Source organism: Lederbergia lenta NBRC 16444, assembly GCF_001591545.1.
Classification (GTDB): domain Bacteria; phylum Bacillota; class Bacilli; order Bacillales; family Bacillaceae_C; genus Lederbergia; species Lederbergia lenta.
On record NZ_BCVC01000001.1, the window covers coordinates 1,300,400 to 1,327,134 of the forward strand.

30 protein-coding genes and 3 riboswitches are annotated in these 26,735 nt (G+C 36.5%); of the genes, 22 read left to right on the plus strand and 8 right to left on the minus strand.

Features of this window, described 5'->3' with window-relative positions; genetic code table 11:
• Positions 1–75: 75 nt before the first annotated feature.
• On the minus strand, positions 76–738 hold the full coding sequence (locus BLE01S_RS06065; protein WP_066138392.1) for a lysozyme inhibitor LprI family protein: 663 nt from the start codon (positions 736–738) through the stop codon (positions 76–78).
• Positions 739–1,312: 574 nt separating this feature from the next.
• On the opposite strand from BLE01S_RS06065, the gene BLE01S_RS06070 reads away from it, so the two are divergent.
• The 6 genes from BLE01S_RS06070 (at position 1,313) to BLE01S_RS06090 (ending at position 6,398) form a co-directional block, all read left to right on the plus strand.
• The gene (locus tag BLE01S_RS06070; protein WP_066138395.1) at positions 1,313–1,828 is read left to right on the plus strand and encodes a GNAT family N-acetyltransferase; all 516 of its coding nucleotides are present in this window, start codon (positions 1,313–1,315) and stop codon (positions 1,826–1,828) included.
• Positions 1,829–2,235: 407 nt separating this feature from the next.
• Positions 2,236–2,343: riboswitch (SAM riboswitch) on the plus strand.
• A 120-nt stretch (positions 2,344–2,463) separates the two neighbouring features.
• The gene (locus BLE01S_RS06075; RefSeq protein WP_066138398.1) at positions 2,464–3,582 is read left to right on the plus strand and encodes a methionine biosynthesis PLP-dependent protein; all 1,119 of its coding nucleotides are present in this window, start codon (positions 2,464–2,466) and stop codon (positions 3,580–3,582) included.
• Between the two features lie 235 nt (positions 3,583–3,817).
• On the plus strand, positions 3,818–4,336 hold the full coding sequence (locus BLE01S_RS06080; RefSeq protein ID WP_066138401.1) for a mismatch-specific DNA-glycosylase: 519 nt from the start codon (positions 3,818–3,820) through the stop codon (positions 4,334–4,336).
• A 58-nt stretch (positions 4,337–4,394) separates the two neighbouring features.
• Positions 4,395–4,553 (plus strand): DUF4083 family protein, encoded by a 159-nt coding sequence (locus BLE01S_RS20720; protein ID WP_274379901.1) that lies wholly within the window; start codon positions 4,395–4,397, stop codon positions 4,551–4,553.
• 124 nt (positions 4,554–4,677) lie between these two features.
• Positions 4,678–5,802: a sensor histidine kinase gene (locus tag BLE01S_RS06085; protein ID WP_066138404.1), complete on the plus strand. Its 1,125-nt coding sequence runs from the start codon at positions 4,678–4,680 to the stop codon at positions 5,800–5,802.
• A complete protein-coding gene (locus BLE01S_RS06090; RefSeq protein WP_066138407.1) occupies positions 5,799–6,398 on the plus strand; it encodes a response regulator transcription factor in 600 nt (199 codons plus the stop codon). Before BLE01S_RS06085 ends, BLE01S_RS06090 begins: the two co-directional genes overlap by 4 nt.
• A gap of 129 nt (positions 6,399–6,527) precedes the next feature.
• Here the strand turns inward: BLE01S_RS06090 and yxiS are convergent, their stop codons facing one another.
• On the minus strand, positions 6,528–6,830 hold the full coding sequence (yxiS, locus tag BLE01S_RS06095; RefSeq protein ID WP_066138410.1) for a protein YxiS: 303 nt from the start codon (positions 6,828–6,830) through the stop codon (positions 6,528–6,530).
• Between the two features lie 336 nt (positions 6,831–7,166).
• Between yxiS and BLE01S_RS06100 the strand changes: the two genes are divergently transcribed.
• From BLE01S_RS06100 to BLE01S_RS06145, 10 genes are all read left to right on the plus strand, one after another.
• Positions 7,167–7,442: a DUF1292 domain-containing protein gene (locus BLE01S_RS06100; protein ID WP_066138413.1), complete on the plus strand. Its 276-nt coding sequence runs from the start codon at positions 7,167–7,169 to the stop codon at positions 7,440–7,442.
• A 371-nt stretch (positions 7,443–7,813) separates the two neighbouring features.
• Positions 7,814–7,919, plus strand: a riboswitch (TPP riboswitch).
• A 79-nt stretch (positions 7,920–7,998) separates the two neighbouring features.
• Positions 7,999–8,088, plus strand: a riboswitch (TPP riboswitch).
• A gap of 92 nt (positions 8,089–8,180) precedes the next feature.
• A complete protein-coding gene (gene tenA, locus BLE01S_RS06105; RefSeq protein WP_082788598.1) occupies positions 8,181–8,870 on the plus strand; it encodes a thiaminase II in 690 nt (229 codons plus the stop codon).
• Positions 8,871–8,888: 18 nt separating this feature from the next.
• Entirely contained in the window at positions 8,889–9,647 is a 759-nt protein-coding gene (locus tag BLE01S_RS06110; protein ID WP_066138418.1) for an ABC transporter ATP-binding protein, read from the plus strand.
• A complete protein-coding gene (locus BLE01S_RS06115) occupies positions 9,622–10,389 on the plus strand; it encodes an ABC transporter permease (RefSeq protein WP_066138421.1) in 768 nt (255 codons plus the stop codon). The genes BLE01S_RS06110 and BLE01S_RS06115 overlap by 26 nt, the downstream gene beginning before the upstream one ends.
• Before the next feature lie 39 nt (positions 10,390–10,428).
• Positions 10,429–11,454 carry an ABC transporter substrate-binding protein gene (locus BLE01S_RS06120; RefSeq protein ID WP_066138425.1) on the plus strand — a complete coding sequence of 342 codons (1,026 nt, stop codon included), beginning with the start codon at positions 10,429–10,431 and terminating at the stop codon, positions 11,452–11,454.
• Positions 11,455–11,505: 51 nt separating this feature from the next.
• On the plus strand, positions 11,506–12,027 hold the full coding sequence (thiW, locus tag BLE01S_RS06125; RefSeq protein WP_066138428.1) for an energy coupling factor transporter S component ThiW: 522 nt from the start codon (positions 11,506–11,508) through the stop codon (positions 12,025–12,027).
• Positions 11,996–12,802 (plus strand): bifunctional hydroxymethylpyrimidine kinase/phosphomethylpyrimidine kinase, encoded by an 807-nt coding sequence (gene thiD / locus BLE01S_RS06130; RefSeq protein ID WP_066138431.1) that lies wholly within the window; start codon positions 11,996–11,998, stop codon positions 12,800–12,802. Before thiW ends, thiD begins: the two co-directional genes overlap by 32 nt.
• A 53-nt stretch (positions 12,803–12,855) precedes the next feature.
• Entirely contained in the window at positions 12,856–13,659 is an 804-nt protein-coding gene (gene thiM, locus BLE01S_RS06135; protein WP_066138435.1) for a hydroxyethylthiazole kinase, read from the plus strand.
• The gene (thiE, locus tag BLE01S_RS06140; protein WP_066138438.1) at positions 13,656–14,270 is read left to right on the plus strand and encodes a thiamine phosphate synthase; all 615 of its coding nucleotides are present in this window, start codon (positions 13,656–13,658) and stop codon (positions 14,268–14,270) included. The genes thiM and thiE overlap by 4 nt, the downstream gene beginning before the upstream one ends.
• Positions 14,271–14,364: 94 nt before the next feature.
• A complete protein-coding gene (locus BLE01S_RS06145) occupies positions 14,365–14,889 on the plus strand; it encodes a GNAT family N-acetyltransferase (RefSeq protein ID WP_066138441.1) in 525 nt (174 codons plus the stop codon).
• Positions 14,890–15,044: 155 nt separating this feature from the next.
• Here BLE01S_RS06145 and BLE01S_RS06150 read toward each other — a convergent pair whose 3' ends face one another.
• Both BLE01S_RS06150 and BLE01S_RS06155 read right to left on the minus strand, forming a co-directional pair.
• Positions 15,045–15,677: an HAD family hydrolase gene (locus BLE01S_RS06150; RefSeq protein ID WP_066138444.1), complete on the minus strand. Its 633-nt coding sequence runs from the start codon at positions 15,675–15,677 to the stop codon at positions 15,045–15,047.
• Positions 15,678–15,747: 70 nt separating this feature from the next.
• Positions 15,748–16,698 carry a LacI family DNA-binding transcriptional regulator gene (locus tag BLE01S_RS06155; protein WP_066138447.1) on the minus strand — a complete coding sequence of 317 codons (951 nt, stop codon included), beginning with the start codon at positions 16,696–16,698 and terminating at the stop codon, positions 15,748–15,750.
• 164 nt (positions 16,699–16,862) lie between these two features.
• Here BLE01S_RS06155 and BLE01S_RS06160 point away from each other — a divergent pair, with 164 nt between their 5' ends.
• Positions 16,863–17,042, plus strand: a complete 180-nt coding sequence (locus BLE01S_RS06160) for a hypothetical protein (RefSeq protein ID WP_145981927.1) — start codon at positions 16,863–16,865, stop codon at positions 17,040–17,042.
• 143 nt (positions 17,043–17,185) lie between these two features.
• Here the strand turns inward: BLE01S_RS06160 and BLE01S_RS06165 are convergent, their stop codons facing one another.
• Positions 17,186–17,623, minus strand: a complete 438-nt coding sequence (locus BLE01S_RS06165; protein ID WP_066138452.1) for an HIT family protein — start codon at positions 17,621–17,623, stop codon at positions 17,186–17,188.
• A 271-nt stretch (positions 17,624–17,894) separates the two neighbouring features.
• Here BLE01S_RS06165 and BLE01S_RS06170 point away from each other — a divergent pair, with 271 nt between their 5' ends.
• Positions 17,895–18,320, plus strand: coding sequence for a hypothetical protein (locus BLE01S_RS06170; RefSeq protein WP_066138453.1), 426 nt, complete (start codon positions 17,895–17,897; stop codon positions 18,318–18,320).
• 260 nt (positions 18,321–18,580) lie between these two features.
• Here the strand turns inward: BLE01S_RS06170 and nadA are convergent, their stop codons facing one another.
• Genes nadA through nadB form a run of 3 tightly spaced genes read right to left on the minus strand, consistent with a single transcriptional unit; the run spans position 18,581 to position 22,115 of the window.
• Positions 18,581–19,666, minus strand: a complete 1,086-nt coding sequence (gene nadA / locus BLE01S_RS06175; protein WP_169800026.1) for a quinolinate synthase NadA — start codon at positions 19,664–19,666, stop codon at positions 18,581–18,583.
• An 8-nt stretch (positions 19,667–19,674) separates the two neighbouring features.
• Complete coding sequence (gene nadC, locus BLE01S_RS06180; protein ID WP_066138455.1) at positions 19,675–20,526, minus strand: carboxylating nicotinate-nucleotide diphosphorylase; 852 nt, start codon at positions 20,524–20,526, stop codon at positions 19,675–19,677.
• Positions 20,523–22,115 carry an L-aspartate oxidase gene (gene nadB / locus BLE01S_RS06185; protein ID WP_082788599.1) on the minus strand — a complete coding sequence of 531 codons (1,593 nt, stop codon included), beginning with the start codon at positions 22,113–22,115 and terminating at the stop codon, positions 20,523–20,525. Before nadB ends, nadC begins: the two co-directional genes overlap by 4 nt.
• Positions 22,116–22,220: 105 nt before the next feature.
• Here nadB and BLE01S_RS06190 point away from each other — a divergent pair, with 105 nt between their 5' ends.
• The 4 genes from BLE01S_RS06190 to BLE01S_RS06205 all read left to right on the plus strand — a co-directional run bounded on the left by BLE01S_RS06190 (position 22,221) and on the right by BLE01S_RS06205 (position 26,516).
• Positions 22,221–23,387: an IscS subfamily cysteine desulfurase gene (locus BLE01S_RS06190; protein ID WP_066138457.1), complete on the plus strand. Its 1,167-nt coding sequence runs from the start codon at positions 22,221–22,223 to the stop codon at positions 23,385–23,387.
• Positions 23,388–23,502: 115 nt separating this feature from the next.
• Positions 23,503–24,567: a dual-specificity RNA methyltransferase RlmN gene (gene rlmN / locus BLE01S_RS06195; protein WP_066138458.1), complete on the plus strand. Its 1,065-nt coding sequence runs from the start codon at positions 23,503–23,505 to the stop codon at positions 24,565–24,567.
• A gap of 130 nt (positions 24,568–24,697) precedes the next feature.
• On the plus strand, positions 24,698–25,234 hold the full coding sequence (locus tag BLE01S_RS06200) for a sigma-70 family RNA polymerase sigma factor (protein ID WP_066138459.1): 537 nt from the start codon (positions 24,698–24,700) through the stop codon (positions 25,232–25,234).
• Positions 25,227–26,516 carry a DUF4179 domain-containing protein gene (locus BLE01S_RS06205; RefSeq protein ID WP_066138460.1) on the plus strand — a complete coding sequence of 430 codons (1,290 nt, stop codon included), beginning with the start codon at positions 25,227–25,229 and terminating at the stop codon, positions 26,514–26,516. The genes BLE01S_RS06200 and BLE01S_RS06205 overlap by 8 nt, the downstream gene beginning before the upstream one ends.
• The last annotated feature ends 219 nt before the right edge of the window (positions 26,517–26,735 follow it).

The following is a 26,735-nucleotide window of genomic DNA, read 5'->3' on the forward strand; positions in this document are numbered from 1 at the left end:
CTTCATCTTTATACTAAATCAAGTTACTGGAGTAGGACGGAAATAGACAATCGATTACTCTTTGGTAATGTAAAGTTATTTCATATAATCTTCAACTAATTCATGGCATCTTTCTTCTGTAAGGTTTGCTAGCACAGCTACATATTCTAATTGTTCTGCCGTACCGCCTTTATATTTTAGCGATGCCTCTTTTGCAGTCTCATCTCTGTGCTTTATCCAGTTCCGTTGTTCTTCTTTCAATTGAACCATCTCTTCAGAAGGAAGTTGTTCTTTTAGTACTCCGTAGATTTCATTTAATAATGCATCCCAAAGATCATATCTATCTCCTTCCACCTTTTTCATAGCGTATGTTGAAGTATCATCTGAATACTTTTTTCGTATTTCTTCCACTGCTATTTCAGTATCATTTAATTTTTTGAGATACTCTTCCTTCAGACCAGCTGTAGTTTTAGCAGACGGGTCTTCTTCTTTTGTGGGTACATTGTTTGATGTATCCACTTTCTCGTTTGCATTATTATTGTCTACATCATTGGCATCTGTATCAGTGTTGTCGTTGCTTGAAGGATTTTCAGTTGAATCTACATTGGAAGAATCGTCGTTTGTGTTTTGAGTAGAGTTATCACTTTGTGATTGGTTGTCCACCGGGACACCTGACTCCTCAGATGAGTTTCCACAAGCAGCCAATGTAACAAATAGTACTGTTAACAATACCGTTAAAAATTTACGATTATTTTTCATTAAATGCTACCTTCTTTCTTTTGTAATCTAAATATGCTCTTTAACTTTTTCTATATTTATATATTAGCATAAATTTCCTATCCTTTTCCCCCTTATGCAATAGGAAACCTTGAAGACATGGAAACGGTTATTTCAGATTTATAGTATAAACGCTTACTTCCACAAGACTGATGGGGAAAAAGAAAAAACTTACCCATCTATCCTTGCTTCCAGTAGGAGTGTAAAATGCTACCAAACAATATCCTTCTGATAGATCTAATTATTATTAAAAAAATTAGCGTTACACTTGAATATTATTTGAGTGGATTATACTATAAATAGTGTGTTTAAAATATTCCATGGTTTTAATACGTCCATTCGTGTTACGCATTGTTAATAACGTGTTACGACATAAGATTCTCGGTCATTTAGGAAGGACTCCATAAAATTGGACAATATAGAGAGGGTATATCATTTATTGTTAGTTATAAGTCCAATTGGATTATTCGGAAATATATGTTTAGTAAGAACAATCATTGAGAGAGAAAGCAAAGTTGTGGAAACGAAATAGATTACTATGAAATGGATGGTAGAGATGAATAGACACCAGTCATATACCATTAAAAAGGTGCAAGTAGATAATAGTCATCAAGTAGTAGCATTCATGATGAAGATACGGAAAGAAATTTTCCCTATGTTATCCCAAGATCCACTTCCTACTGATCTTCTACACTTTGAACAACATTATATTCACCGGGAAAATGCAGTAGTGTATGCAGCCTTTTCTCCAGATGAAAAGGTGTTAGGAACAATCGGTATCCAGATATATGATGGAAGGTTTAGTCAGTTGAAGAAGTTCTATCATCAAATTAACACGGCGGAAATTGTCAAATGCTATATTGATTCGAATTATAGACGATTAGGAATTGGGACAGCGTTATTTAATAAAGCCTTGGGTTTCTGTTGTGATGTTGGGTATCAAAAACTTTATTTACATACTCATCCATTTCTACCTGGAGCAATCCCATTTTGGAAAGCTAAAGGTTTTGAAGATAGGTTAGCTGAAGAGGACCTCATTTGGAATACTCTGCATATGGACATGAAATTATGATCAAGAATAGTTATCACTTTTTTAAATAAAGTGTAAATATATTCATCTTCAAACAAGAAGTTCCTTAAATCATATTCAAAACTTAAAATTGAGGGTGAAGTGAAATATACGGTAGAGAAACTTAGAAACAGAAAAAATTTTTACTCAGTGTGTTAACAAGAACAGGTATCTTAAGATGCTGTCTTTGTTAATTATAAATTAAAAAGCTATTGACGTTTTTTCAATATTTGCCTATAATGCATATAATCTATTTAATAATTGAAGACATAAATGAACAATCAGATATTAAGTACCGACCGGACAGCCGGAGATACTTCCTTTCTATAAGGGTGTATTTCCGGCTGTTTATTTATGTTCATTTGCAAATCGATTATTCAGTGTAGATATAATTGAATACAAATATTTTATTCTTATCAAGAGAGGTCGAGGGATTGGTCCAATGACGCCTCAGCAACCACCGTTATGCGGAAAGGTGCTACATCCAACGAGTTGAAAATCAACTTGGAAGATAAGAAGAAATCCTATAAATTTTTAGGGTCTTCTTCTTGTCGAGGAAGGCTCTTTTTGTTTAGCTAAAAGCCCATAAGAGGAGACAAAGGGGCTTTCTATCAATTGTAGAAGGGAAGAAGGATAATATGATATATCAACAGGAAACATTATTAGCCCAAATAGGAAATGAAAAACAGGAATCTGTAGGTGCGATCAATACGCCGTTATATTTGTCCACAGCTTTTCGTCATCAAGGAATTGGCATGAATAAAGGATATGATTATAGTAGAACAGGAAACCCCACACGGGATGTACTTGAAAAGGCAATTGCCCAGCAGGAAAAAGGAGATCGGGGTTTCGCTTGCAGTTCCGGCATGAGTGCCATCCAATTAGTGTTCTCATTATTTGAATATGGTGACCATATTATTGCTTCGCGCGATATATATGGAGGTTCCTATCGTTTATTTGAATGGTTAGAAAAAAAGTATAAGATTAGCTTTTCATATTGGCATGAGGAAACAGATGGAGAAATAGATCAACTAGTTCAAAGCAATACAAAGGCATTTTTTATAGAGACACCAACGAATCCACTAATGAAGGAAACAGATATAAGAAAGATAGCGAAAGTTGCTGAGAAACACCAGCTGTTACTTATAGTTGATAACACATTTTATACTCCATATATACAAAGGCCAATAGAACTTGGTGCACATATTGTCATTCATAGTGCAACAAAGTATTTAGGTGGGCACAATGATTTGCTTGCCGGTCTTGTTGTCTCAAGTGAAAAAGAAATAAGCGATCAATTGTTTTTATTTCATAATGCAGTTGGGGCAGTTTTAGCACCATTTGACTGTTGGCTTTTAATAAGAGGAATGAAAACACTCGCATTACGGATGAGACAACATGAAGAGAACGCACGGAAAATAACTAACTACTTACTAGAAAGTCCGTTTGTTGAGGAAGTTTTTTATCCAGGTAGAGGAGGAATGCTCAGTTTTAAAATTTTAAAAGAAGAATGGGTATCACCATTTTTAGAAACTATTCAGTTATTTACTTTTGCTGAAAGTTTAGGTGGGGTGGAAAGCCTAATCACCTATCCAACCACACAAACCCATGCAGATATTCCTGAAGAAATACGCAAAAAATATGGACTTTGTAATCGTCTTTTAAGGGTTTCAGTAGGGATTGAGCATACGGATGATTTAATCACTGATTTGGAAAATACATTTCAGAAATGTGAAAAGGGAGTAGCCATTAACTAAATCGCTCCCATTTCTCGTGGGTTCAGTACAAGCAGGAACTCAATAAGTAGAATGGATGACATATCACTGACGCCCCCTATATAATAGAGATGAGCAGCTATTGAATGTAATGGTAGCTCATTAACCCATATTACAGGAGGCTGAATATGTCGTACATTTATATAAAGAAAATGAGCGCATACGCTGATAATAAGCACCGATTCCCGAAAAATAACATAGGTTTTTTAATATTAAAATGAATACATTAAAAGAAATTCCAGATCATATAACTGAATATTTAGATGTATTATTTGTAGGGTTTAACCCAAGCATTCGTTCTAGTGAAACTGGGCATCATTATGCGAATCCAACAAACCGTTTTTGGACAATTTTACATAAAGCAGGGATTACAGATAGGAAGTACCATCCCTCAGAGGATAGTAAACTACTAGACCTTGGCTATGGTTTCACAAATATTGTCCCACGACCAACGAAAAATGCGCAAGAAATTACAAAGGATGAATATCGCATAGGAAAAGAGCAATTGAAATTAAAAATCTCCTTCTCTAAACCAAAAATTGTTTGTTTTGTCGGAAAAGGAGTGTATCAGCAATTTAGTGGAATAAAGAATATCCCATGGGGAAAACAACAAAAATCGATCGTACCTGGAACGCTAGACTTTGTGGCACCTTCAACAAGTGGACTTGTTAGAATGAAAATAGATGAAATAACCGAGATTTATAGTGAATTACCAAAACTTATTTCTACTTTGTAAGTGATTACGTCCTTCATGTTAGATTGATAGGAGGAATAAATGACTAACTTAAATACTGGTGATATTATTTTTGTGGTGTTATTTTTTGTTTTCTTGGCGTTATTCATTAGAAACTGGTCAAACAAAGGGAAAAGCTACAGAAAACACGGATATTGAACGTAAGTTGGATGAGATAATAGATTTATTAGAGAAAAAGGATAGGGATAAAATGGAATGAAGAAAGATTAGCGTAACAGAAACAACTTGTTTTTAACTTGTGTGCATTACAAAAATCAAAATCAATTTCTTTGTGATATACTTACAAAGGAATTGATTTTTTCTTAAGTAAATGAGGTAGCTATATGCGTAAATGGAATCTAAAATATTTAAAAAGCTCTGGAATTACTCCTTATATATGGAGTGTTTTTAGCATTTTACCGTTTTATTTTATCTTTCAATCTTCTTCAACCATTGCAATTATTGTTGGGCTCGTTCTAACTATCTGTTTTTTCATTTCTTTCCGATTTGCTTTCGCTTCAACAAGATGGCCTGTCTATTTATGGACAGGTATATTGATTGCGATTTCAATTACAATGACGATCATTTTTCAATTTGTTTATTTTTCCTTTTATATTGCGTATTATAATGGAAATATCAAAAATCGAGCGGCTTTCTTAACGTTATATATTATTCATTTGGTTTTTACGACACTTTCCATAAATTATCTTGTATTGTTGCAAAGTGATCTATTTTTACAACAATTACCCTTTATTATTATCGTGTGGATCGGCGTTATTTTACTACCATTTAATCTGTATAATCGAAAAAAGCAAGATCGTCTAGAAGAACAGTTAGAACATGCAAATATTAAAATTTCGGAATTAGTGAAACAAGAAGAGCGACAAAGAATCGCAAGGGATTTGCACGATACATTAGGTCAAAAACTCTCCCTCATTGGCTTGAAAAGTGATTTGGCACGAAAGTTAATTTACAAAGATCCAGAACAAGCAAAAAGTGAATTAAAAGATGTTCAACAAACTGCTAGAACAGCTTTAAATGAAGTGAGGAAAATGGTATCGCAAATGCGAGGAATTAGATTAAAAGAAGAAATTATTCGTGTAAGGCAAATACTTAAGGCGGCACAAATTGAGTTTCGAGGCGAGCGAGAAATACATACGAGCAATATATCTTTATTTCTAGAAAATCTTTTAAGTATGTGTATGAAAGAGGCAGTGACAAATGTCGTTAAACATAGTCAAGCGACATTTTGCCAAGTGACAGTCGAGCAGACAAAGAATGAAATTTGTATTACTGTTACAGATGATGGGGTTGGCATCACTGAAAATGATGGGCCTGTAGAAGGCAGTGGATTAGCAGGGATAAAAGAAAGACTCGAATTTGTGAATGGTAACCTCGATATCGTTGTAAACAATGGAACTACCATTATGATGAGGGTACCGAGTGTTGTAAAGGAGGAACAAAATTGATTCGAATTGTCATTGCTGAGGATCAGCAAATGATGTTAGGTGCGTTAGGCTCACTACTTAATTTGGAAGATGATATAGAGGTTGTTGGACAGGCTAGCAACGGAAAAGAAGCTGTATCTCTTGTCAATAAATATCAACCTGACATTTGTATTATGGATATTGAAATGCCAGAAAAAAGTGGACTTGAAGCTGCTGAAGAATTAAAAAGAAGCGATTGTAAGGTCATTATTTTAACAACATTTGCTCGTTCAGGTTATTTTCAGAGAGCGATTAAAGCAGGTGTAAGAGCATATCTACTTAAAGATAGTCCAAGTGATGAATTAGCCAACACGATTCGTAGTGTAATGGCGGGCAGGCGTATTTATGCTCCAGAATTGATGGATGACGTGTACAGTGAGGAAAATCCTTTGACAGAGAGGGAAAGAGCTGTGCTTGAACTAATAGCTGATGGGAAAAACACTAAAGAAATTGCTACTCAACTTAATATTAAAGCTGGAACGGTTCGGAACTATATTTCTCAAATAATGGATAAGTTACATGTTACGAATCGGATTGAAGCTATTACACAATCTAGAAAAAAAGGTTGGTTTAAATAAGCAAAAACACCAAGGAGGAACTTTCAACTTGGTGTTTTTGTATTAGAAGTTTAGAATTATTACATATTTTCAACTACAAAAATAGCTGATTTTTTACTATGGAGCATTTAGATTAACTCTTCGCTACGTTCATTGTATTTGTCGTTTATTCATTTCTTCATTCACTATAAACGCAAGATCATCGTTTCCAAATAGAGATAAAACACCTAATAATGTTTCATCAGCGATTGCTCCAGCTTCCGCTTTTGGGACAGTCAGTTCAAGTGCTTCTCGTAGTGCTGGATTGGAGCCTTGATCAGGATGTGCGCGTAAATATATTGCTTCCGGATCCAGCTCATTGTTAATACACCACTGAGCGAAGACAAGAATCATCATATTTTCTTCTTGTCGATAGTTTTCAATTATTTTATCTTCTAACATTTTATGATCCATCATTAACTCTCCTTTTATACAGCCTAACCTCATTATAATATAAATATCATCACAAAAGTTTGTATCAATAAGAAGAAGTTTGTATCTTTCGGCATGAAGTTGGTTCATAATGGGAAAATAGTATATATCAGAACAAAAGTGCAAGCGTCTTGGTCATCGACGAACAGAGTGGAGGAACTTCTGTACGAGATAAAGGAAATCACGATAAGCCCAAAGGCGAATCGATGTTGACTAATCGTAGGGAGAAGTTCTGAAGTCTGCTAGTCGATAGGCGTTGGAGCTAGACTCTCTGAAAAAACTTATGCTTTCTATTTAAATTAAAAAGGAGTCGATCACATGGAAAAAATCGAAGTAGGCGAGATATTCACAATTAGTGAAGATGAAGAACAAGAACATGAAGTAGAGGTATTAGCAACGACTGCAATGGATGGAACAGAATATGCAGCCGTTAGCTTTGTTGAAGACCTGCAACAGGAAAATGATGAAGAAATTGATGTATTCTTTCTCAAAGTAGATCAAGAGGGAGACTTAGCAGCCATTGAAAGCGACGAAGAATTCGAAAAAGTTACCGCAGCCTTTGAAGAAATGCTAGTCGACGAAGAAATCAATTAACATAGAAAAGCGAAAAGTCCTAGTTAGCTACGTACAAACTAGGCCCGCATGACGCGGGTCCCTCGACGTTGCCACAGGACGTGGCGACTTTAGTTGAGGAACCTTATTACTTATTAATACGAGATAAAGGAAACACGGTAAGCCTAAAGGGCGAGTCGATGTTGACTTATCGTAGGAAGCATCCCGAAGTTTGCTAGTTCCTGAGCTTCTGTAGCTAGACAACATAGAAAAGCGAAAGACGTTAAGGAGTCAAGCCGGCAAGAAGGTGGATTTAACCTTCTTGCCGGCTTGACCTGTTATCTTTCACATTTTTTGAAATAATACTATATTTTACTTGCATTAATAAATATACATGCTATGATATGTATGAATATTCACACTAGGGGTGTCTTAATAAGACTGAGATTGAACGGCCGTTCTAAACCCTTTGAACCTGATCTGGTTAATACTGGCGTAGGGAAGTGGTAAAAGGTTGAACAACGATTGTTAATGATCAACCCCCCACTTAAAATTTATTTTAGTGGGGGTTATTTTATTTAAATTGAATATGAAATCTATTATCTACTAGGGGCGCCTTATGGCTGAGAAGTAACCCTTTGAACCTGATCTAGTTTGTACTAGCGTAGGGAAGTAGTTTGGATGAATGACGAGTTTTGATTCGTATTCACTAAACCACTTTCCGAACGAGAAAAGTGGTTTTTTTACGTTTTAATTATATTTCAAACAGGGGGAATAAAGATGACACTTATTAAAACAAAAAAATTCACTGATAGATTATTTGAAAATGTACAACCTATTTGGGAAAAAAATCATCATCATCCATTCGTACAAGAGATTGGAAAAGGCACTTTAAATAGAGAAAAGTTTATTTATTATATGAAACAAGATTATGTTTATTTAATTGATTATTCTAAGCTTTTTGCTGTAGGGGTATTGAAAGCGCAAGATTTACAAACGATGGAAAGGTTTTCGCAAATCTTACATGAGACATTGCATTTTGAAATGGAATTGCATCGGAAATTCGCAGAAGAATTCGGTATTACACGGGAAGAACTTGCTGCAACAAAGCCAACTCCAGTCAATATTGCTTATACAAGATATATGTTAAATGTGGCGCAAAACGGTAGTTTGGCGGAGGTTGTAGCTTGTTTGCTCCCATGTGCATGGGATTATTGGGAGATTGGTAAATTATTGAGAAAACAATATGGCAATCAAATCGAAACAAATCCTTATGCAAAATGGATAGAAACATACGATTCCGAAACATTTGGCGATGGGGCTAAATGGTTAATTAAACTGATGGATCAGCTTGCGGAAGGAAAACCAGAACGAGAGCTTGCTGTCCTGGAGGAACATTTCCAAATGACTTCTAAATATGAATATTTATTTTGGGATATGAATTATCACAAGCAAGATTGGCCGATTTAAGTGTAAGCAGGTGAAAAGATGACACTCCTATTAAAGAATGTTTCCTACTCATATACAAATAAAGCGAAACAAAAACACAAAGTAATATCTGAATTAAATTTAACGGTAAATAAAGGTGAATTTGTTACATTAATTGGAAAAAGCGGAACCGGTAAAAGTACCATTTTAAAGTTAATCACTGGTCTATTAACGCAAGATGAAGGAGAAATAGGTATAAATGGTCAAGCAATCTCGCTGGGGGATGTTGGTTACATGCCCCAGCGGGATCTCCTGCTCCCTTGGCGAACCATTATCGATAACATTATGCTTGGTACTGAAATTCAAAAAAATACTCACGTTACACTGGAAGAAGTGAGGACTTGGCTTGATCGTGTTGGCTTACTCGCTTATGAAAATGCCCTTCCTAATCAATTATCTGGAGGAATGAGGCAACGCGCAGCTTTTTTGCGCGCAATGTTAACTGGTAAAGATGTGATGTTGTTGGATGAACCATTTGGTGCGCTTGATGCATTAACGAAAAAAGAAATGCAAACATGGCTATTATCGATATGGCAAGAGCTAGATAAAACGATCCTTTTTATTACGCACGATTTGGAAGAAGCTTGTTTTTTAAGTGATCGGATTATTTTATTACATCCACATAAATCATTAGAAGAAATACTAGTAGAATTGCCACGGCCTCGAGCAAAAGAGTTGCTGTATTCATCAGCACTTATATCGCTACGACAGGAATTGGAGAAAAAGATTGCCTATGATACATGTGAAAAATTGGTTTAGAACGTACGCACTATTTATGCTAATGGCTGTATTGGTACTCTTGTTTATCGAATGGCTTGTTCACACGAAAGTCATTCCAGCTTTTATCATACCAGCGCCTTCTAGTGTAATAGTAATGATAATTACTCATTGGAAAGCTTTATTATTCGAACATCTTCGTGCGACGATGCTTGAGTTTTTAGTGGGATTTACCATTTCCCTTGTCTTTGGTATTTCGGTAGCGATCGCAATGTTTTATTCAAAAATAATAGAAAAAGTATTGTATCCAGCTGTATTAATTTCACAAATGATTCCGATTATTGCGTTGTCACCTATTTTCGTCCTTTGGTTTGGTTATACAATATGGAGCAAAGTTGCTGTTACTTTTCTCATCTCTTTTTTTCCAATTGTAGTTGGAACATATGATGGGCTTAAATCTAGTGAAAGTGAGTACAGCGAATTATTACGCTCTATGGGTGCAACTAGACGGCAGACTTTATTAAAATTACATATTCCGATGGCACTTCCATCCTTTTTCTCCGGCTTAAAATTAGCCATTGTTTTTGCCCTAGTTGGAGCGACGATTGGAGAATGGTTAGGAGCGAGTGAAGGCCTTGGTTATTACAGTCGGCGGATGTCCGGAAATTTAAATGCGGAAGGGGTTTTTGCTGCTATCACCATTCTTACTGTCCTTGGCATTTTATTATTCACACTTGTTTCATCGATTGAAAAGCGAGTATTACATTGGAAAAATGAAGCATGAGTTTGTATTTATCAAAAAATATATGGAGTTGGATATCAAATGATTAGAAACAAATGGATACACCGATTACTCATCATATCTGTTGTGTGCATGTTGGTTGGCTGTTCGCAAAATGCAAAAAGTAGTAATAGTGAAGGAGAGAGTGAGCTTGAAGATATTAGTATTATGCTTGATTGGTATCCGAATGCAGTACACTCAGCTATTTATGTTGCGGACGAAAAAGGCTTTTTTGCGGAAGAAGGACTTAATGTCGATATAGAAATGCCCGCAGATACAAATGATCCATTAAAGCTTGCTGCGACTGGAAAAGTTGATTTGGCTATTAGCTATCAAACAGAGGTATTAGTCGCAAAAGCGGAAGATATTCCTATCGTATCGGTGGCAACACTCGTAAGGCATTCATTAGATGGGATGATGTATAAACAAGCAAGTGGAATTACTAGACCGAAAGATTTAGAGGGAAAACTAGTTGGTTATCCATCATCATCGGTAAGTGAGGCTATCATTGCAACAATGGTAGAAAAAGACGGCGGGGATATAAGCAAAGTTAAATTTGCAGATGTAGGCTGGGATTTGATGCCTGCTTTGTCTACAGATCGCGTAGATGCGATTGTTGGTGCATATGTTAATCATGAGTTAGTCCTGCTCAATAAAGAAGGGTATGACGTAAAGGTAACGGATCCTTCTGAGTACGGTGTGCCAGATACATACGAGCTCATCGTCGTAACTGGAGAAAAAACACTAGAAAAGAAGCAAGCAGCGATTGAAAGATTTTGGCGTGCAGTCACCAAAGGACAGGAAACGGTAAAGAAAAATCCTGAAGAAGGACTACAAGTATTGTTAGATCATGAAAATGATAGTTTTCCTTTAGACGAAGAGGCGGAAATGGAAGGTTTACACATTTTATTACCCCTTATGGAGGAGGCAGATCTACCATTTGGTTTTCAAGAAGAAGCATCTTGGAAAAGTGTAGCAGATTGGCTATACGACATGAATATTATCACGGAACAAGTAGATACCGATGAACTCGTCAAAAATATTGTCCCAAAGCAAAACAATAATTAGAAGTACAGTTCGGTAGGGCATAAACAACTTCAATGAGAAAGGAATGAAAAAATGCAGAAAACAAAAAAGCTCACCGTTACTGCATTAATAGCGGCCATTACAACATTTACAAGTGGATTTATTTATATCCCTATAGGTTTCGCGAAAATATTTCCGATTCAGCATTTTGCTAGTGTGTTATCAGCGGTATTACTTGGGCCATGGTATGCACTTGCACAAGCACTTATCTCCTCCACACTAAGGAATATGCTTGGGACCGGTAGTCTTTTCGCCTATCCAGGCAGTATGATCGGCGCCTTATTTGCGGCATTTATGTATGCAAAAACAAAGAAATTAATTTACGCAGCGCTTGGTGAAGTGATCGGGACTGGCATACTAGGTGCGATGGCAACGTATCCGATCGCCATTTTAATATTAGGCAAAGAAGCAACGTTGCTTGGTCTCATTCCGGCATTTACGATCAGTTCTTTTACCGGAGCTTTATTGGGTTACGCGCTTCTTAAAGTAATGATGAAAAATAATGCGATAGGGGGAATATCTTTTGAAAACAGCACTAACAATCGCCGGATCTGATTCTGGTGGTGGAGCAGGAATTCAAGCAGACTTAAAAGCATTTGCAGCTCAGGGGGTATACGGGATGTCGGTAATCACTGCTATTACTGCCCAAAACACAACCGAAGTTCGCTCAGTACAAAACATAAAGACCTCCATCATTAAAGATCAAATCGAAGCGGTATTTGATGACATTCAAGTCGATGCCGTAAAAATTGGGATGCTTTCATCATCAGATACAGTGGAGATTATTGCTCAGGCCTTTGAAATATATAAACCTAGATTCATTGTTTTGGATCCTGTCATGGTGTCGAAGGCAGGTCATCATTTGCTACAGGAGGAAGCAATCTTAGCATTAAAAGATAAAATGATCCCGTTGGCTACAATCATTACTCCCAATATTCCTGAAGCGGAAGTTTTAACAAATAGCCAAATAAAGACAGAAGCCGATATGGAACATGCATGTATGAAGATGAGGGAGATGGGTGCGAAGTCAGTTTTATTGAAAGGCGGCCATCTAAACGGAGATCCAAATGATTTATATTTCGATGGGACGGACTTTTATTGGTTGAATGGAAAAAGAATTCATACCCAAAATACGCATGGGACCGGATGTACATTATCATCGGCGATTGCAGCAAATTTAGCAAAAGGTGCCGCATCGTTTGAAGCGATTCGCATGGCTAAAGACTATATCACTACTGCGATTGCACATAGTCTTGATATTGGTCACGGTCATGGACCAGTACATCATTTTTATGAATTATATAAGCATGCTAAACTATCATCTATTTAACAATAGAAATTAGAATTAATTTTTCCGTTTCGTGAATAAGGAGGATAATATACATGAATAAAGATGTGATCATCGGTTTATTTTCAAATATAAAAGGTCATGGGCCTCTTGTTCATCATCTGACAAACAATGTGACGATCAATGATTGTGCAAATGCCACTCTGGCAATAGGTGGATCACCTGTCATGTCAACGAGTATAGAGGAAGTTGCTGACATGGTTCAGCTAGCAGATGCGCTAGTGATTAATTTTGGAACAATTGATGATCAGATGTATGAGGCAATGGTTATAGCTGGTCAGGCTGCTAATACGAAAGGGATACCCGTCATATTTGATCCTGTTGGCGTTGGTGCAACTCCTTTTCGGACAGAAAGAGCTAGCAATTTCCTTAATAAAGTGAAAGTTAATATTATAAGAGGGAATGCGACGGAAGTATATGCTTTGATTGGTGGAAAAGCGATCACTCGTGGTGTAGATGCTGGAGAACTATCTATTTCAAAAGAGAAACTAGCTTTAGAAGCAGCAGATAAGTTACAAGCCGTAACCGTAATTAGTGGAGAAACCGATGTCATATCAAACGGGATAAGTAGTGTGCAAATAGAAAATGGCGATATTTGGTTAACGAGAATAACGGGAACCGGTTGTATGACAGCTTCATTGATAGCTTGCTTTGCAGGAATTACAGATGATTGGTTTTCAGCCGCTATTGCTGGAATGTCTGTTATGAGCTTAGCGGGAGAAAATGCTAAAAACTCGCTACAGGCTAATGATGGCATTGGAACTTACCGAAGTAAGCTAATGGATGAAATTTTTTTAATGAATGAAGCCGTTTGGGAGAAAGGTGTGCGTTTTAAATGAGGAATACATATGCTTTGAATTTGGTAACAGAGGAATCTGTCCCTTTAGAAAAATTACTCCCAATCATTGAAGAGGCTGTTAAAGGAGGGGTGACGATTGTCCAACTTCGTGAGAAAAGGAGTACAGGCAAATGCTTTTATGAAAAAGCAAAAAGTGTAAAAGCTTTGCTCGATCGCTATGATGTTCCACTCATTATTAATGACCGTGTTGATATTGCTTTAGCGGTTGGGGCAGCAGGTGTTCATGTTGGACAAGACGATCTCCCACTTGTAGCAATTAGAAAAATGTTACCATCATCGATGATAGTTGGAATATCAACTTCAACAATGGAAGAAGCGAAAGAAGCAGAAAAAAATGGAGCTTCATATATTGGCGTTGGCTCTGTTTTCACAACGAAATCAAAAGCAGATGCTTCATTACTGCCAAAAGGGGATTTAGAAAAAATTGCAGAAGCAGTGTCGATCCCAGTTGTAGCTATTGGTGGCATTGGACTTGATAATATGAAATTACTGCCAAATAATAAGATTGCAGGTGTAGCGGTCGTATCGGCGATCATGAAGTCAAAAAATCCTTACGATGCAGCAGTGGCGTTTCGGAAGTATTTAGAGTAAATCTAGATAACGTTGAAGGGAGATTAGATTTAGAGAGAGTGTCTGTTATAATTTATAATGTAGGGATTATAAATTTGATTGGTGGATAATATGCATGGATATATTAATTGAAAAATTGCAGATCACAGATGCTGAGGACTTGTATAAGTTTGAACTTACTAACAGAATTTTTTTCGAAGAAATGGTACCGACCCGTGGAGACGACTATTTTAAACCTGAAATTTTCAGAAAAAGGGTTGAAGAGTTACTAGATGAACAAGCTGAAGGAAGTTCATATTTCTATTTAATTAAGGATGAAAATGATTCTATTCTCGGAAGAATAAATCTAATTGATATTAATATATCTCAAAGAATCGGTTATCTAGGCTATAGAGTGGGGCAAGTACATACCGGAAAAGGTGTTGCAAATAAAGCCTTGAGTTTATTATTAGAAACAGTAATAGATCAAGACATCATGCAGATTAAAGCGAAAACAACAACTAATAACATAGCGTCCCAAAAAATATTAGAGAAAAACGGATTTCAGCATATCGAAACCAGTGATAAAGAATTTGAAATGAATGGCAAAAAATTAAGATTTGTTTATTATACATGGACGAATAAGGTTTCGACATGTTGAATAATCGGGTGTTAATGTACAACAAACATACCATAGAATAATCAAAAATTCTTATAATAAACTATTTTTCTTCGAAACTCAAGAATCCATTTTGCGCAATCTTTTGCAAAATGGATTCTTTGAATTTCTTGCGTATTTTTGATTTACAGGATCTTTCAAACCTTGTGATCTAGTTTATTGTTAGTTATCAATTTTAGAATATCATTAGGCGTTTCAAAGATATAATCTGCACCTTCAAATCCAGTTAATGTTTTTGCTCCCCAAAAAGCTAAACCAAAGTCGACTCCAGCTGATTGAGCACATGCCATATCGTATTTTGAATCGCCAATATAAATAGCTTCGTGCGCCTTACAACCTAACCTTTTTAATCCTAATTGCAAAGGCTCTGGATTTGGCTTATGTTTTTCTGTATCACAAGCACAAACAATAGATGAAAAATAATGATCAATATTTAATAAATAAAAACTATTATTCATCTCTGCGGCAGTTTGAGATGTTACGATTCCAGCTTTAGGAAGTTGAGCAATTACTTCGATAATATTCTCAAATAGAGGAACGTTTTTCATAAGTGGCTTTTCCTTTTCAAGCCATGATTCAAGTGTCGTTGGAATATCTGCTATATTTAATATCTCCAACGTTCTTAAACCTGGAATACCAACAGAAAAATGAAGTTCATCAATGCTTTTGTTAATACCTTTTTCCTTTAATGTTGCCTGTAAAGCGTAAAGCCCAATCATTTCAGAATCAATAATTGTTCCATCTAAATCAAAGATAAAAGTACGATACATAAAATCCATCCTCCCTATAATTTATCTTCTAATAATATGGTAGGGGATGAAATGGATTTCAGGTCAATAGCTAAATGGATAAACGATGAATTATATGATAAGGGATTTTCATTTTTTGTTTTGATTTGTTAACGGCTAGGTCAAAAGCTTGTTCGCCAACCTTAATTAACTGATGATCGATAGAAGAAAGGCCAAGTCCTATACCAATTGGTTGATTTTCTTGTCCTATAATAGCTACGTCTTTCGGTATTTCATAATCGATAGAGCGGGCATATTGATAAATACCACCAGCAACTTCATCGCCATTTGCGTATATGGCTGTTGGTCTCTCTCTTAAACTTAGAAGCTTTTGTCCAGCGTCATATCCATCATCCATACTATAACAATGCGATATGTGATAACCTGAATTGATTTCTCCGAAGATCTCCTTATAAGCACCTATCGTTTGTTGCGTGCTAATACTCTCTATACCCCTGGCTGTAGTAAAAGCTACGTTTACATGGCCTTTACTTTTGATATATTGAAAAACATCAAGGTAGGAAGCATATCTATCGATATAAGAGCAGCCTATGTCGGGATGGTCAGTATATTCACAAGAAACGACAGATCCGTAATTCGTATAAGGGATGATTTTCTCCCAATTATTTGATCTAGAGGTAATAATGATCCCATCAAGCAATTTATTTTTAAGCATAGCAAGATATTCTATTTCTTTCGCTTTATTATATTTAGTAGGCAGTACAGTAATAGAGTAATCTCTTTCTACAGACTTATTAAGCACACCATGTAACATTTGATCAAATGCTTGGTTATTATTATAAGGAATGATTACGCCAATCATTTTAGTTTCACCACGGATTAAATCGACTGCATTTTTATTGGGCGTATAGTTCATTTCATTCATTATTTTTTGAACTGCTGCTCTCTTTTCTTCTGATACATATTTATGATTGTTTAAAACCCTTGATACTGTCGAAACAGATACACCAGCCATCCTTGCTATATCACTAATATTTGCCATAGGAATCTCTCCCAATTTTTATATAGATTAAAAAGTTCTTTTATGTTTATAGATAAATTTTTCGTGATTACCTATTTATTTTAACACAGTAGCTTTTAACAAATGGAGTAAGGATAGTTTAAATGAACAAAAATAGGGTAAATAAAATTAAGGAGTTGATTATTGTGAATAACAATTATCAAAAGGAAGAAGAGTTAAATGATAAACAGCTTCGTGTAAAATTGGCAATAGAGAGAATGATTGCAGAGGGTGGTGCAGTTTCTGAAGGATGGACAGACTATCCGAGAAAAGTAGACAGTGGTACTCCACCGAATCGTCGTAACGAACAGGGAGAAACACATTAATATAAAACGAGTTTTCAGCCACTTCTATTATAGGAGTGGCTTTATTATGAGTTAAATATAGAGAAAAGTGGTTTGAAAACAGAAATAATATATTAAAAAGCTTATTCATCTCATTGATCCTTTTCTTATTTGAAGTATACCACTTACTTTATTCCTCTGATATGCCTCAGTAGTTCTGTTTGTGTTTCTTTTAAATTATACTTAATTGCTTCATTGTTCAAATCATCATCCAAATAAAAGGCAGCAAATGATTGATCCCTGTACCTTGGCACAACGTGCATATGAAAATGGTTTAATTCACTAAATATTCCTCCATTTTGGCATATTGTTATCCCATCCGGTTTATACAGTGCTTTTATAGCTCTTGAAATGAGCCTTGATGCCTGTATGATAGCATTTGCGGTATCCGCGTCTAGTTCGTCCATATCTTCCACATGCTCTTTCGGGAGTATCATCACATGGCCTTCATTAAATGGATCATGGTCTAAAATACAACAAACGAAATCGTTCTCATAAACCACATTAACTTGCGCATTTTTATTAGCTAAGTTACATCCTAAACATTCAGAATTAACGCACATAATACTCACCTTTCATTTAGCATTTTTTAATACCTCCATCTAATTGTACTATGGGAGGTAAATAATGTGCTGTTAGAAAATAGTAAACTAATATTAAAAAGTATTTTGATATTAAATAGAACCAAAATCAATTGTGAATCGTCTAGTTATCATATGCGCGATTGGGGGGAGATAGATGATCATCCGTTAATGTTGTGAGAGTTTTCCGAATAGAATATTGCAAAGTTCAGTACGATAAAACCAAATGCATAAAAGGAAGGAGGCGAAAGGAGTGATCAAACGTCGATTCATGAAATATTTTATACGGTCATTAGCTATTATTCTGTTATTATATGTGGGAATGGATGTTGAATTAATGTTATATAAATATCAAAATGAAACTGGAATAGTTGTACCTTATATGCTTTTTACTATTTTATTTCCTATTCTCGCAGGGATGGCCATTCATTTACCACGTATAGCAATCAATTTATTTCATAAAAATCGTTTTTCCTTTGACTGGGTTAAACTCTTTTCGACCAGTCTTCCGTTTCTTTTCATCTCATTTAGTTATTATATATTGAATACAACATTAACAACAAATATTCTTCCACATAGTTATAGGGTTAAACTTATGGAAACTCAAACAATAGTGACTATATCCGGTGTTATATTAGGATATATGATTTTGAATAGTTTTAAAAAAAGAGATGAATAGTTTTATTCCTTGCGTACAAAAAAATAAAAATACGATCGTAGATTATTATGCTCAATTAAAAAAGCAACCTCACCGCACGCCCCCCGGAAAGCGCCATCCTGAAGCGGAAATCAACGATGATTCCGCAGGGATAACTTTGTTCGGATTTCCTTTCATATGAGTTTCTCTACTATAAAATTAATTCATATAGCTAGACTACATAGAAAAGTAATCTAGCTATAATCTAAGTTTCATATTATCTCATTAGTTAACTCGCTCACTTACAACATTTTCTCCAATGCCATTTTCGCTTCCTTAGTCCTCTTCGTATCCACTGTAATCTGGTTCGGGACTCTTCCTTCCACAAGTGACTCGAGCACCCATGTTAAATGTGGTAAGTCAATCCGATTCATCGTTAAACAAGGGCACATATATGGATTTAACGAAACAATATCACGATCAGGATAATCTTTAATCAAGCGATTCACGAGATTCATTTCTGTACCAATTGCCCATTTAGAGCCAGGTGTAGAAGCAGCAATCGTATCGATAATATATTTCGTTGACCCAGCATCATCAGAGGCGTGCACTACTTCATACGTACATTCAGGGTGAACAAGAATTCGACGATCAGGTTCTTTCATACGCAAATTCTCAATATGCTTCGGTAAAAAATTCATATGAACAGAGCAATGTCCTTTCCACAAGATCACTTTCACATCATCAGCTGGGCAGTTTAGCTCTAACTGATTACGAATAGGATCCCAAATGGCCATTTCCTCTAATTTAATCCCCAGTTTTACCGTAGTATTCCTACCAAGATGTTGGTCAGGTAAAAATAGCAATCTTTCTTTTTGCGTCAAAGCCCAGCGCACCATTTTTTCCGCATTGGAAGACGTCACTGTTGCGCCACCATATCTGCCGACAAAGGCTTTAATCGCTGCCGTTGAATTCACATATGTCAGTGGAATAATTGTTTCTCCAAATACACGTTGTAACTCACTCCAAGCTCGCTCTGTCTGATCAATATCAGCCATATCTGCCATCGAGCAACCAGCACGCATATCAGGGAGCACCACTGCTTGTTTTTCCGTCGATAAAATATCAGCTGTTTCTGCCATGAAATGTACACCACAGAAGACGAGATAATCAGCGGATTGTTGTGCAGCCACTTGTGCTAATTGTAACGAATCCCCCGTTGCGTCAGCAAACTGAATCACTTCATCTTTCTGATAATGATGGCCGAGAATAAACAAACGGGAACCTAGCTTGGTTTTGGCTGCCCGTGCTCTTTCGTATAATTCATCCATATTTGCTTGCAAATAACTTTCGGGCATGGCATCGGTCAATATTAATTGTTCAAGCATTGTAGTCACTATACTTCCACCTCTTTCTGAGAAATCGATAGGTTTAAACTAATATCTAAACTTTTTACGGAATGTGTTAGCATGCCGAGTGAAATATAGTCAACGCCAGTTTGACCATATGCATATAACTCGTCGATTGTAATTCCTCCCGAAGCTTCTGTATGAATAAAATCAGGAACAAGCTGTACCCATTCTGAGATTGTTTCTGGAATTTGATTATCTAACATAATTACATGTGGTTTCGCTTCAATTGCTTCCAGCAGCTGTTCTTTCGTTTCTACTTCCACTTCGATTGCAGTCATATGGCCAACATGTTCTCTTACTGCTTTCACAGCTTCCAGAATCGAACCGGAAGCAGCAATATGGTTATCCTTTAACATCACAGCATCATATAAGCCATTGCGATGATTATAGCCACCTCCACAACGGACTGCATATTTCTCAAAGATACGTAGACCAGGAGTTGTTTTACGTGTATCAGTGATTTTGGTTGATGAACCTTCTAATGCTGTGACACATTGGCTTGTTAATGTGGCAATTCCACTCATGCGTTGCAATAAATTTAATAACACGCGCTCACCAGACAGCAATACACTTGTTGGCCCGCTAATCTCCGCAATAAGATCTCCAGCTTCAACCAAATCTCCATCTTGTTTTCCAAGCACCACCTTTATTCTCGGATCAAGGAGCCCATAGCCAAATGATAGAAGGGAGAGCCCACTAATTACACCAGCTTCCTTCACTCGAATCAACGCATTACTTTGTTGCGAAGGGGAGAATATTGTCGCAGATAGATCGCGATCCCCAATATCTTCAAGTAAAAAATGTTCCAACGTTTTCTTTATTTTGATTGAATTCATTTGACGGATACCTCTTTTTCTTGATAATTGTTTGTACGTCGATTAGTTTGATAGCAACCATCTTTACTAATAATGATTACTTTTCCACTCCATTTATCATCCGGATTTTCAACATCTGATCGATAATGAGCACCTCTGCTTTCTGTGCGTAATAAAGCAGATTGAGCAATTAAATAAGAACTTGTTAAAAAATGAGCAATCTTCAGCATAGGGAAAGCTAGATCGGAAAAATTGGTTGCTGATAATTGTTCAAAACTAGGTCTTAATCTATCTAGTAATCTTTCTAAACCAGCTTGATCACGGATGATACCCGCAAAAGTCGTCATCATTTTTTTCATTTCCTCAATGGAAGGAAGAGAAGATAGCGTTCGCTCTTGGAATGGTTCATCATTAACAATATGATAACTACTATTTATTTTTGATTGAATCATCTGCGCAGCCCGCTCGGCAAAAACGAGTGATTCTAGTAATGAATTACTTGCTAGTCGATTTGCGCCATGTACACCTGTACAAGCTGTTTCACCAATCGCATATAAATAAGGGATGCTCGTTTCACTCCACTCATTTGTCCGAATCCCACCCATATGAAAATGAGCGCCTGGTCGTACCGGAATATTTTCTGTGAGCGGATCAATGGAATGGTGAAGACAGTTTCGATAAATCGTTGGGAACTTATCACTGAACCCTGTGATTGATTGAGCATTTAAAAACACTTTTTTCTGCTTTTGATAATTTTCTTCAATGGCACGTGCGACAATGTCACGGGGAGCAAGCTCTAATGATGGATGAACGCCTTCCATGATCCGTCTGCCATCTTCATCGATCAGCAGGGCACCTTCCCCACGTACTGCTTCAGAAATTAACCCTTCTGATTTTCCGCTAAGCTGTAGTATCGTAGGATGAAATTGCACGAATTCTAAATCAGCAAGTAAAGCTCCCGCATGGTAAGCAAGTGAAATGCCATCTCCTGATGCGATAACAGCATTTGACGTATTTTCATATAACTGACCAATTCCACCAGTTGCTAAAACAATATGCTTTCCATAAATACGTGACTTTTTTCTAACAGAATCTAACACGATAACACCAGCACACTTACCATCAATCATGATTAACTCTACAACTACCAGATTTGTGAGAAGTGACAATTTGTCATCTGTTTTCGCTTCCAAAAAATCCATGATACCTTTACCTGTTGCATCTCCACCTGCATGCAGAATTCTTCGTTTTGAATGTGCAGCTTCTTGGCCGAAAGACCAATTCCCAAATGGATCACGATCAAATAACAAACCTTCCTCGATCAACGCTTGCACAGATTTTGATCCTTCCGTCACGAGTAGATTCACTCGGTCGATATCTGCATGTGCATTAGCTGCTGCAATGGTGTCTTCGAAATGGGACACGGGATGATCGTCAGGAGCAATAGCGGCTGCAATCCCACCTTGGGCGATAATGGAATTACTAACATGTTTTTCCTTGGTGATACATGCAATACTCATCGATGCTGGAAGTCTGTGTGCTAGCATTTTCCCCGCAATTCCACCACCGACAATGATTACATCAAATAATTTTACAGAAAAATCCTTCATGGTTTACACCTTACTTTACATATGACTTTACATACATCTTGACACTATTAATACCATATAGTTACACTTAAAACAAGATATTTTTTTAGCAGGAGGGAGTTTGAGATGATTTATTTGGATTACGCTGCCACCACGCCACCTCGTCAGGAAACGTTGTTAGCTTATACAGAAGCAGCTCATAAATGTTGGGGAAATACGCAGAGTTTACATGATGTAGGTACGAATGCACATGATTTATTCCAATCATGTCGTCAGATGATCGCGAGTCTGATTGGAGCTCGTCAAGAAGGGATATATTTTACGGGAAATGCATCTGAAGCGAATCAATTGGGGATTCGTTCAGTACTTAGAGGAAGACCGATGCACCTAAAGGAAATTGTGACCATAAAAATGGAACATGCTTCTGTGTTAAACACAATGAATGAACTGGAGAAGGAAGGATACTTTATTCATTATCTCCCAGTAGATGAAAAAGGGATCGTTTCTGTTGAACAATATAAAAAAATAGTAAACAGGGAGACGGCACTTGTCGTCATTCAGTATGTTAATTCTGAAATGGGTGCTATACAACCAATACAAACACTTGCTAATTGGGCAAAGTCGGTTGGCGTTCCTTTTCACTGTGATGCGGTTCAAGCGCTTGGTAAATTACCAATTCATGTAGAGGAAATGAACGTGACATCAGCAGTCTTCTCCGCGCATAAATGCTTTGGACCAAAGGGAGTAGGGGTTGCGTATGTTGATCCATCTGTACATTGGCAAGCTCTATATGAAGGGACGACACACCAATCAAGTTTTCGGGCAGGTACGGTAGATGTGCCAAGTATAGCGGCGGCAACAATCGCTTGTAAACTGGCAGTCGAAGAACAAGAAACATCTTACATGCATGCAAAAAGAATAGAACAATATATAGAGGAACGCATGAGCACATTAGAATATCCACTTCAATTGACAGGTAAAAAGGAAGAAAGATCACCATTTATATACGGATTTTTGCTACCTAATATCGAAGGACAATGGATGATGCTTGAATGTAATCGGGAACAAATTGCGATATCAACAGGCACAGCGTGTAAGATAGGATTTGGGGAAGCTGCATCTGCAATGGCGGCTATTGGTTATGAGGCAGACGACACAAGACGATTTATTAGAATATCTATACATAAACAGACTACCACTTCAGAAATTGACGAATTTTTTGCTGTTTTAAGCCGTTCTCTACAAACTTCTTCCATTGACAGGTTGGCACTTGAAGCTTGCGAAAATATTTAATGTCTGGTGTTCAAGCATTGTCTTTAATGAAAAATAATTAAACCGGTTGTTTCATTATCCTTATTCTAGTAGTATAATAATTAAATTGTATTTTTTTGAAATGAGGATTATAAAAATGAAAAAATCGATATATGGTTTAACGAAAGATCAACTGACGGAATTTTTGTTAGAACAAGGTCAGAAAAAATACCGCGCTGATCAACTTTGGGACTGGCTATATAAAAAACGTGTAACAAACTTTTCCGAAATGAAAAATATTAATAAAGAGTGTTTGCAAATATTAGAAGACCATTTTGTTATTCAAACTTTGGAGCAATCTGTAAAGCAAGAGTCTGAAGATGGTACCATTAAATTTTTATTCAAAATGCAAGATGGTAATTTGATTGAAACAGTGTTAATGAGCTTTAATTATGGTCTATCCGTCTGTGTGACGACACAAGTAGGTTGTAATATCGGATGTAGTTTCTGTGCAAGTGGATTACTGAAAAAGAACCGCGATTTAAATGGCGGTGAAATTGTAGAACAAATTATGAAGGTACAACAGCATCTCGATGAAAGAGGAGATGGAGAGCGGGTAAGTAATATAGTCGTAATGGGAATTGGAGAACCATTCGACAATTACGATAACTTGATGAATTTTCTACGCGTCGTGAACGATCCGAAAGGACTGGCTATTGGTGCAAGACATATTACCGTATCAACGAGCGGTATCGTACCAAAAATGTACAAATTCGCTGATGAAGATATGCGTATTAATTTAGCCCTATCTTTACATGCTCCAAACGATGAGCTGCGCACGAAAGTGATGAAAATCAACAGAGCCTATCCGATCGCTAAATTAATGGAAGCAGTTGATTATTACACTGAAAAGACAAATCGACGAATTACGATTGAATATATTTTATTAAAAGATGTGAACGATCATGTAGAAGAGGCACAGCAACTTGCTAAACTTCTCCATAAGAGACGACATCTTGCTTATGTAAACTTGATTCCTTATAATCCAGTTGATGAACATGGACAATACCAAAGAAGTGAAAAAAATGCGATTCTCGCGTTTTACGATACCTTAATGAAAAAAGGCATCCACTGTGGTGTTCGTCATGAACAAGGAACAGATATTGATGCTGCTTGTGGTCAGCTTAGAAGTAAGCAAATCAAGAAAACAAAAGCAGTCTAATACGCACTTAGAACCGTATCTATTCATGTAGGTACGGTTTTTTATATGTTTTTAAACTAATATTATATTTTAAAAATAAAATGAACTTTTTATCGCAGTCAAGACTCTTATAGGGGAGAGAGGTGGAGGCATGAATGTAATTCGATTAGTGAAAAAGGCAAAAAGGGGAAATAAAGAAGCATTATTACAATTAATTATGGCTGAAAAAGATGCCTATTATAAGCTTGCTTTCACCTATATGGGTAATTCGCATGATGCGCTGGATGTGATGGAGGAAATGGTTGTTATTGTATATGAGAAGATTAATCAACTAAAGAGAGAAGAGGCTTTTTATAGTTGGAGTAAAACTATTTTGGTAAATCGGTGCAAAACCTTGCTTCGTAAGCAAAAAAAGCTTGTGTTATTAGATGATTGGGGGAGTGAAGCAGATCAGGGGTTGATGAGTGATCCTTATATTAATAGTGACCAACGAATGGATATCCAGGCATTATTAGTACACGTAAATGAGCATCAAAAAGAAGCAATTTCATTAAAGTACTTTCATGATCTTGATTATCAAACGATCGCAAATATAACAAATGTTTCGATCGGGACCGTAAAATCTAGGATCTTTCAAGGTTTGAGAAAGCTAAGAGTTCATTATACGAGAGGTGATGTTAATGAATAACATCGAGAAACGATTAATGGAAGAGAAAAAACGCATAGACGCCATTACAGCACCAGAAGAATTAGAGGATAGATTAAGGAGTGCACTAAATAGTACTTCTCCAAGTAGAACGAAACGAATTACACCAATGTGGAAGTTAGCAGTGATCGCTCTATTTTTTATAGTCGTTGTTGGCTATCAATATAACGCGCTCGCCTTTTATGGCAAGAAACTACTTGGATTTGATGAAGTAATCCATGGTACTTTAAAAGAACTAAATGACCAAGGGATGGGGCAAATTGTAGAAAAAAAGGTGGAGCTAGAAGACGGAACGGATCTGATCATAAACGGAATAATGACAGATGCGAATCAATTGGTGACGTATTACACTTTAACGAATCCAAATGGGATAGTAGATGATGTTGGAGAGCTTTTTAACCCATCAAGAATTACTAGTTTTTTGACAAACTCACATAAGGAAAGTGGCTCGTATGTAATAAATGAGGATCATACGGAGGTAAAAGGTACAATGTCTTTTGAGCCCGTTAATCCATTTTCGAAGAAATTAACAATACACCTTTGGCAAAATGAACAAGACAATCAAGTTATAGAAGAAAGTATTTCAATCCCTTATAACCCAAACAAAGCAATGCAAACGGAGATTAAGCAGTCGATCAAAAAGACATTACAAGTGGACAAAGGAAAGATTACATTCAAATCAATTATAGCAACACCAACGATGACAAAAATTGAAGGATCACTAAATGTGGAGAACTTTGATAGAGTCAATTTAGCGTTATATGGCATAGAACTGATTGCAAATGGCGTACCAATTGAAATCACAGGTAGCAGTGCGCAATCCTCACTTAGAGGGAGAACATTTGATATCCGCTATGATGCATTACCTGAAAAGTTAACATCACTAGAGTTAGTGATGAAAGAATTTGCCGGATATCAGATGCTAGAGGAAAGAATTTCTCTTAGCTCTATTGACTATAAGCAAATGAAACTTGCTGGAAAAGAAGTATGGGTGAAAGATGTGTCAACAACTTCACAAGGAGTGGAAATAACAATCGCAACAGATGATGATGTGATGCTTGATGGTGTTTCCTTAGAATCAAAAGACAAATTAATTCCTTTAAAAACAACTGTGAACGAAAACTATATAAGCCAAGAGGATGGGAGGGAGATGAAAGAACGAACTTTGTTATTTGACACAAAAATAGAACCTGAATATCTAGTAATAGAAGGCATGCACTATATGAAAGCATATAATAATGTCATTAACATCCCGCTTGATTAGTAAACATGTCTAATTAGTAACATTTCTTTCTTGAAATTAGAAATGCGAAATTTCATATTTTATTAGTTTTCCGAATCTTACTGCTCGCCATGCGGTAAGGTTCGGAAAACCTATTCTTTCCAATGCAATTATAAAAAACTGTAGACGACCCATTTATTCAAGTCTATCTACAGTCTGGAAGCACTCATCACTGGAGTGCTTTTCTTAAAAGAAATATTA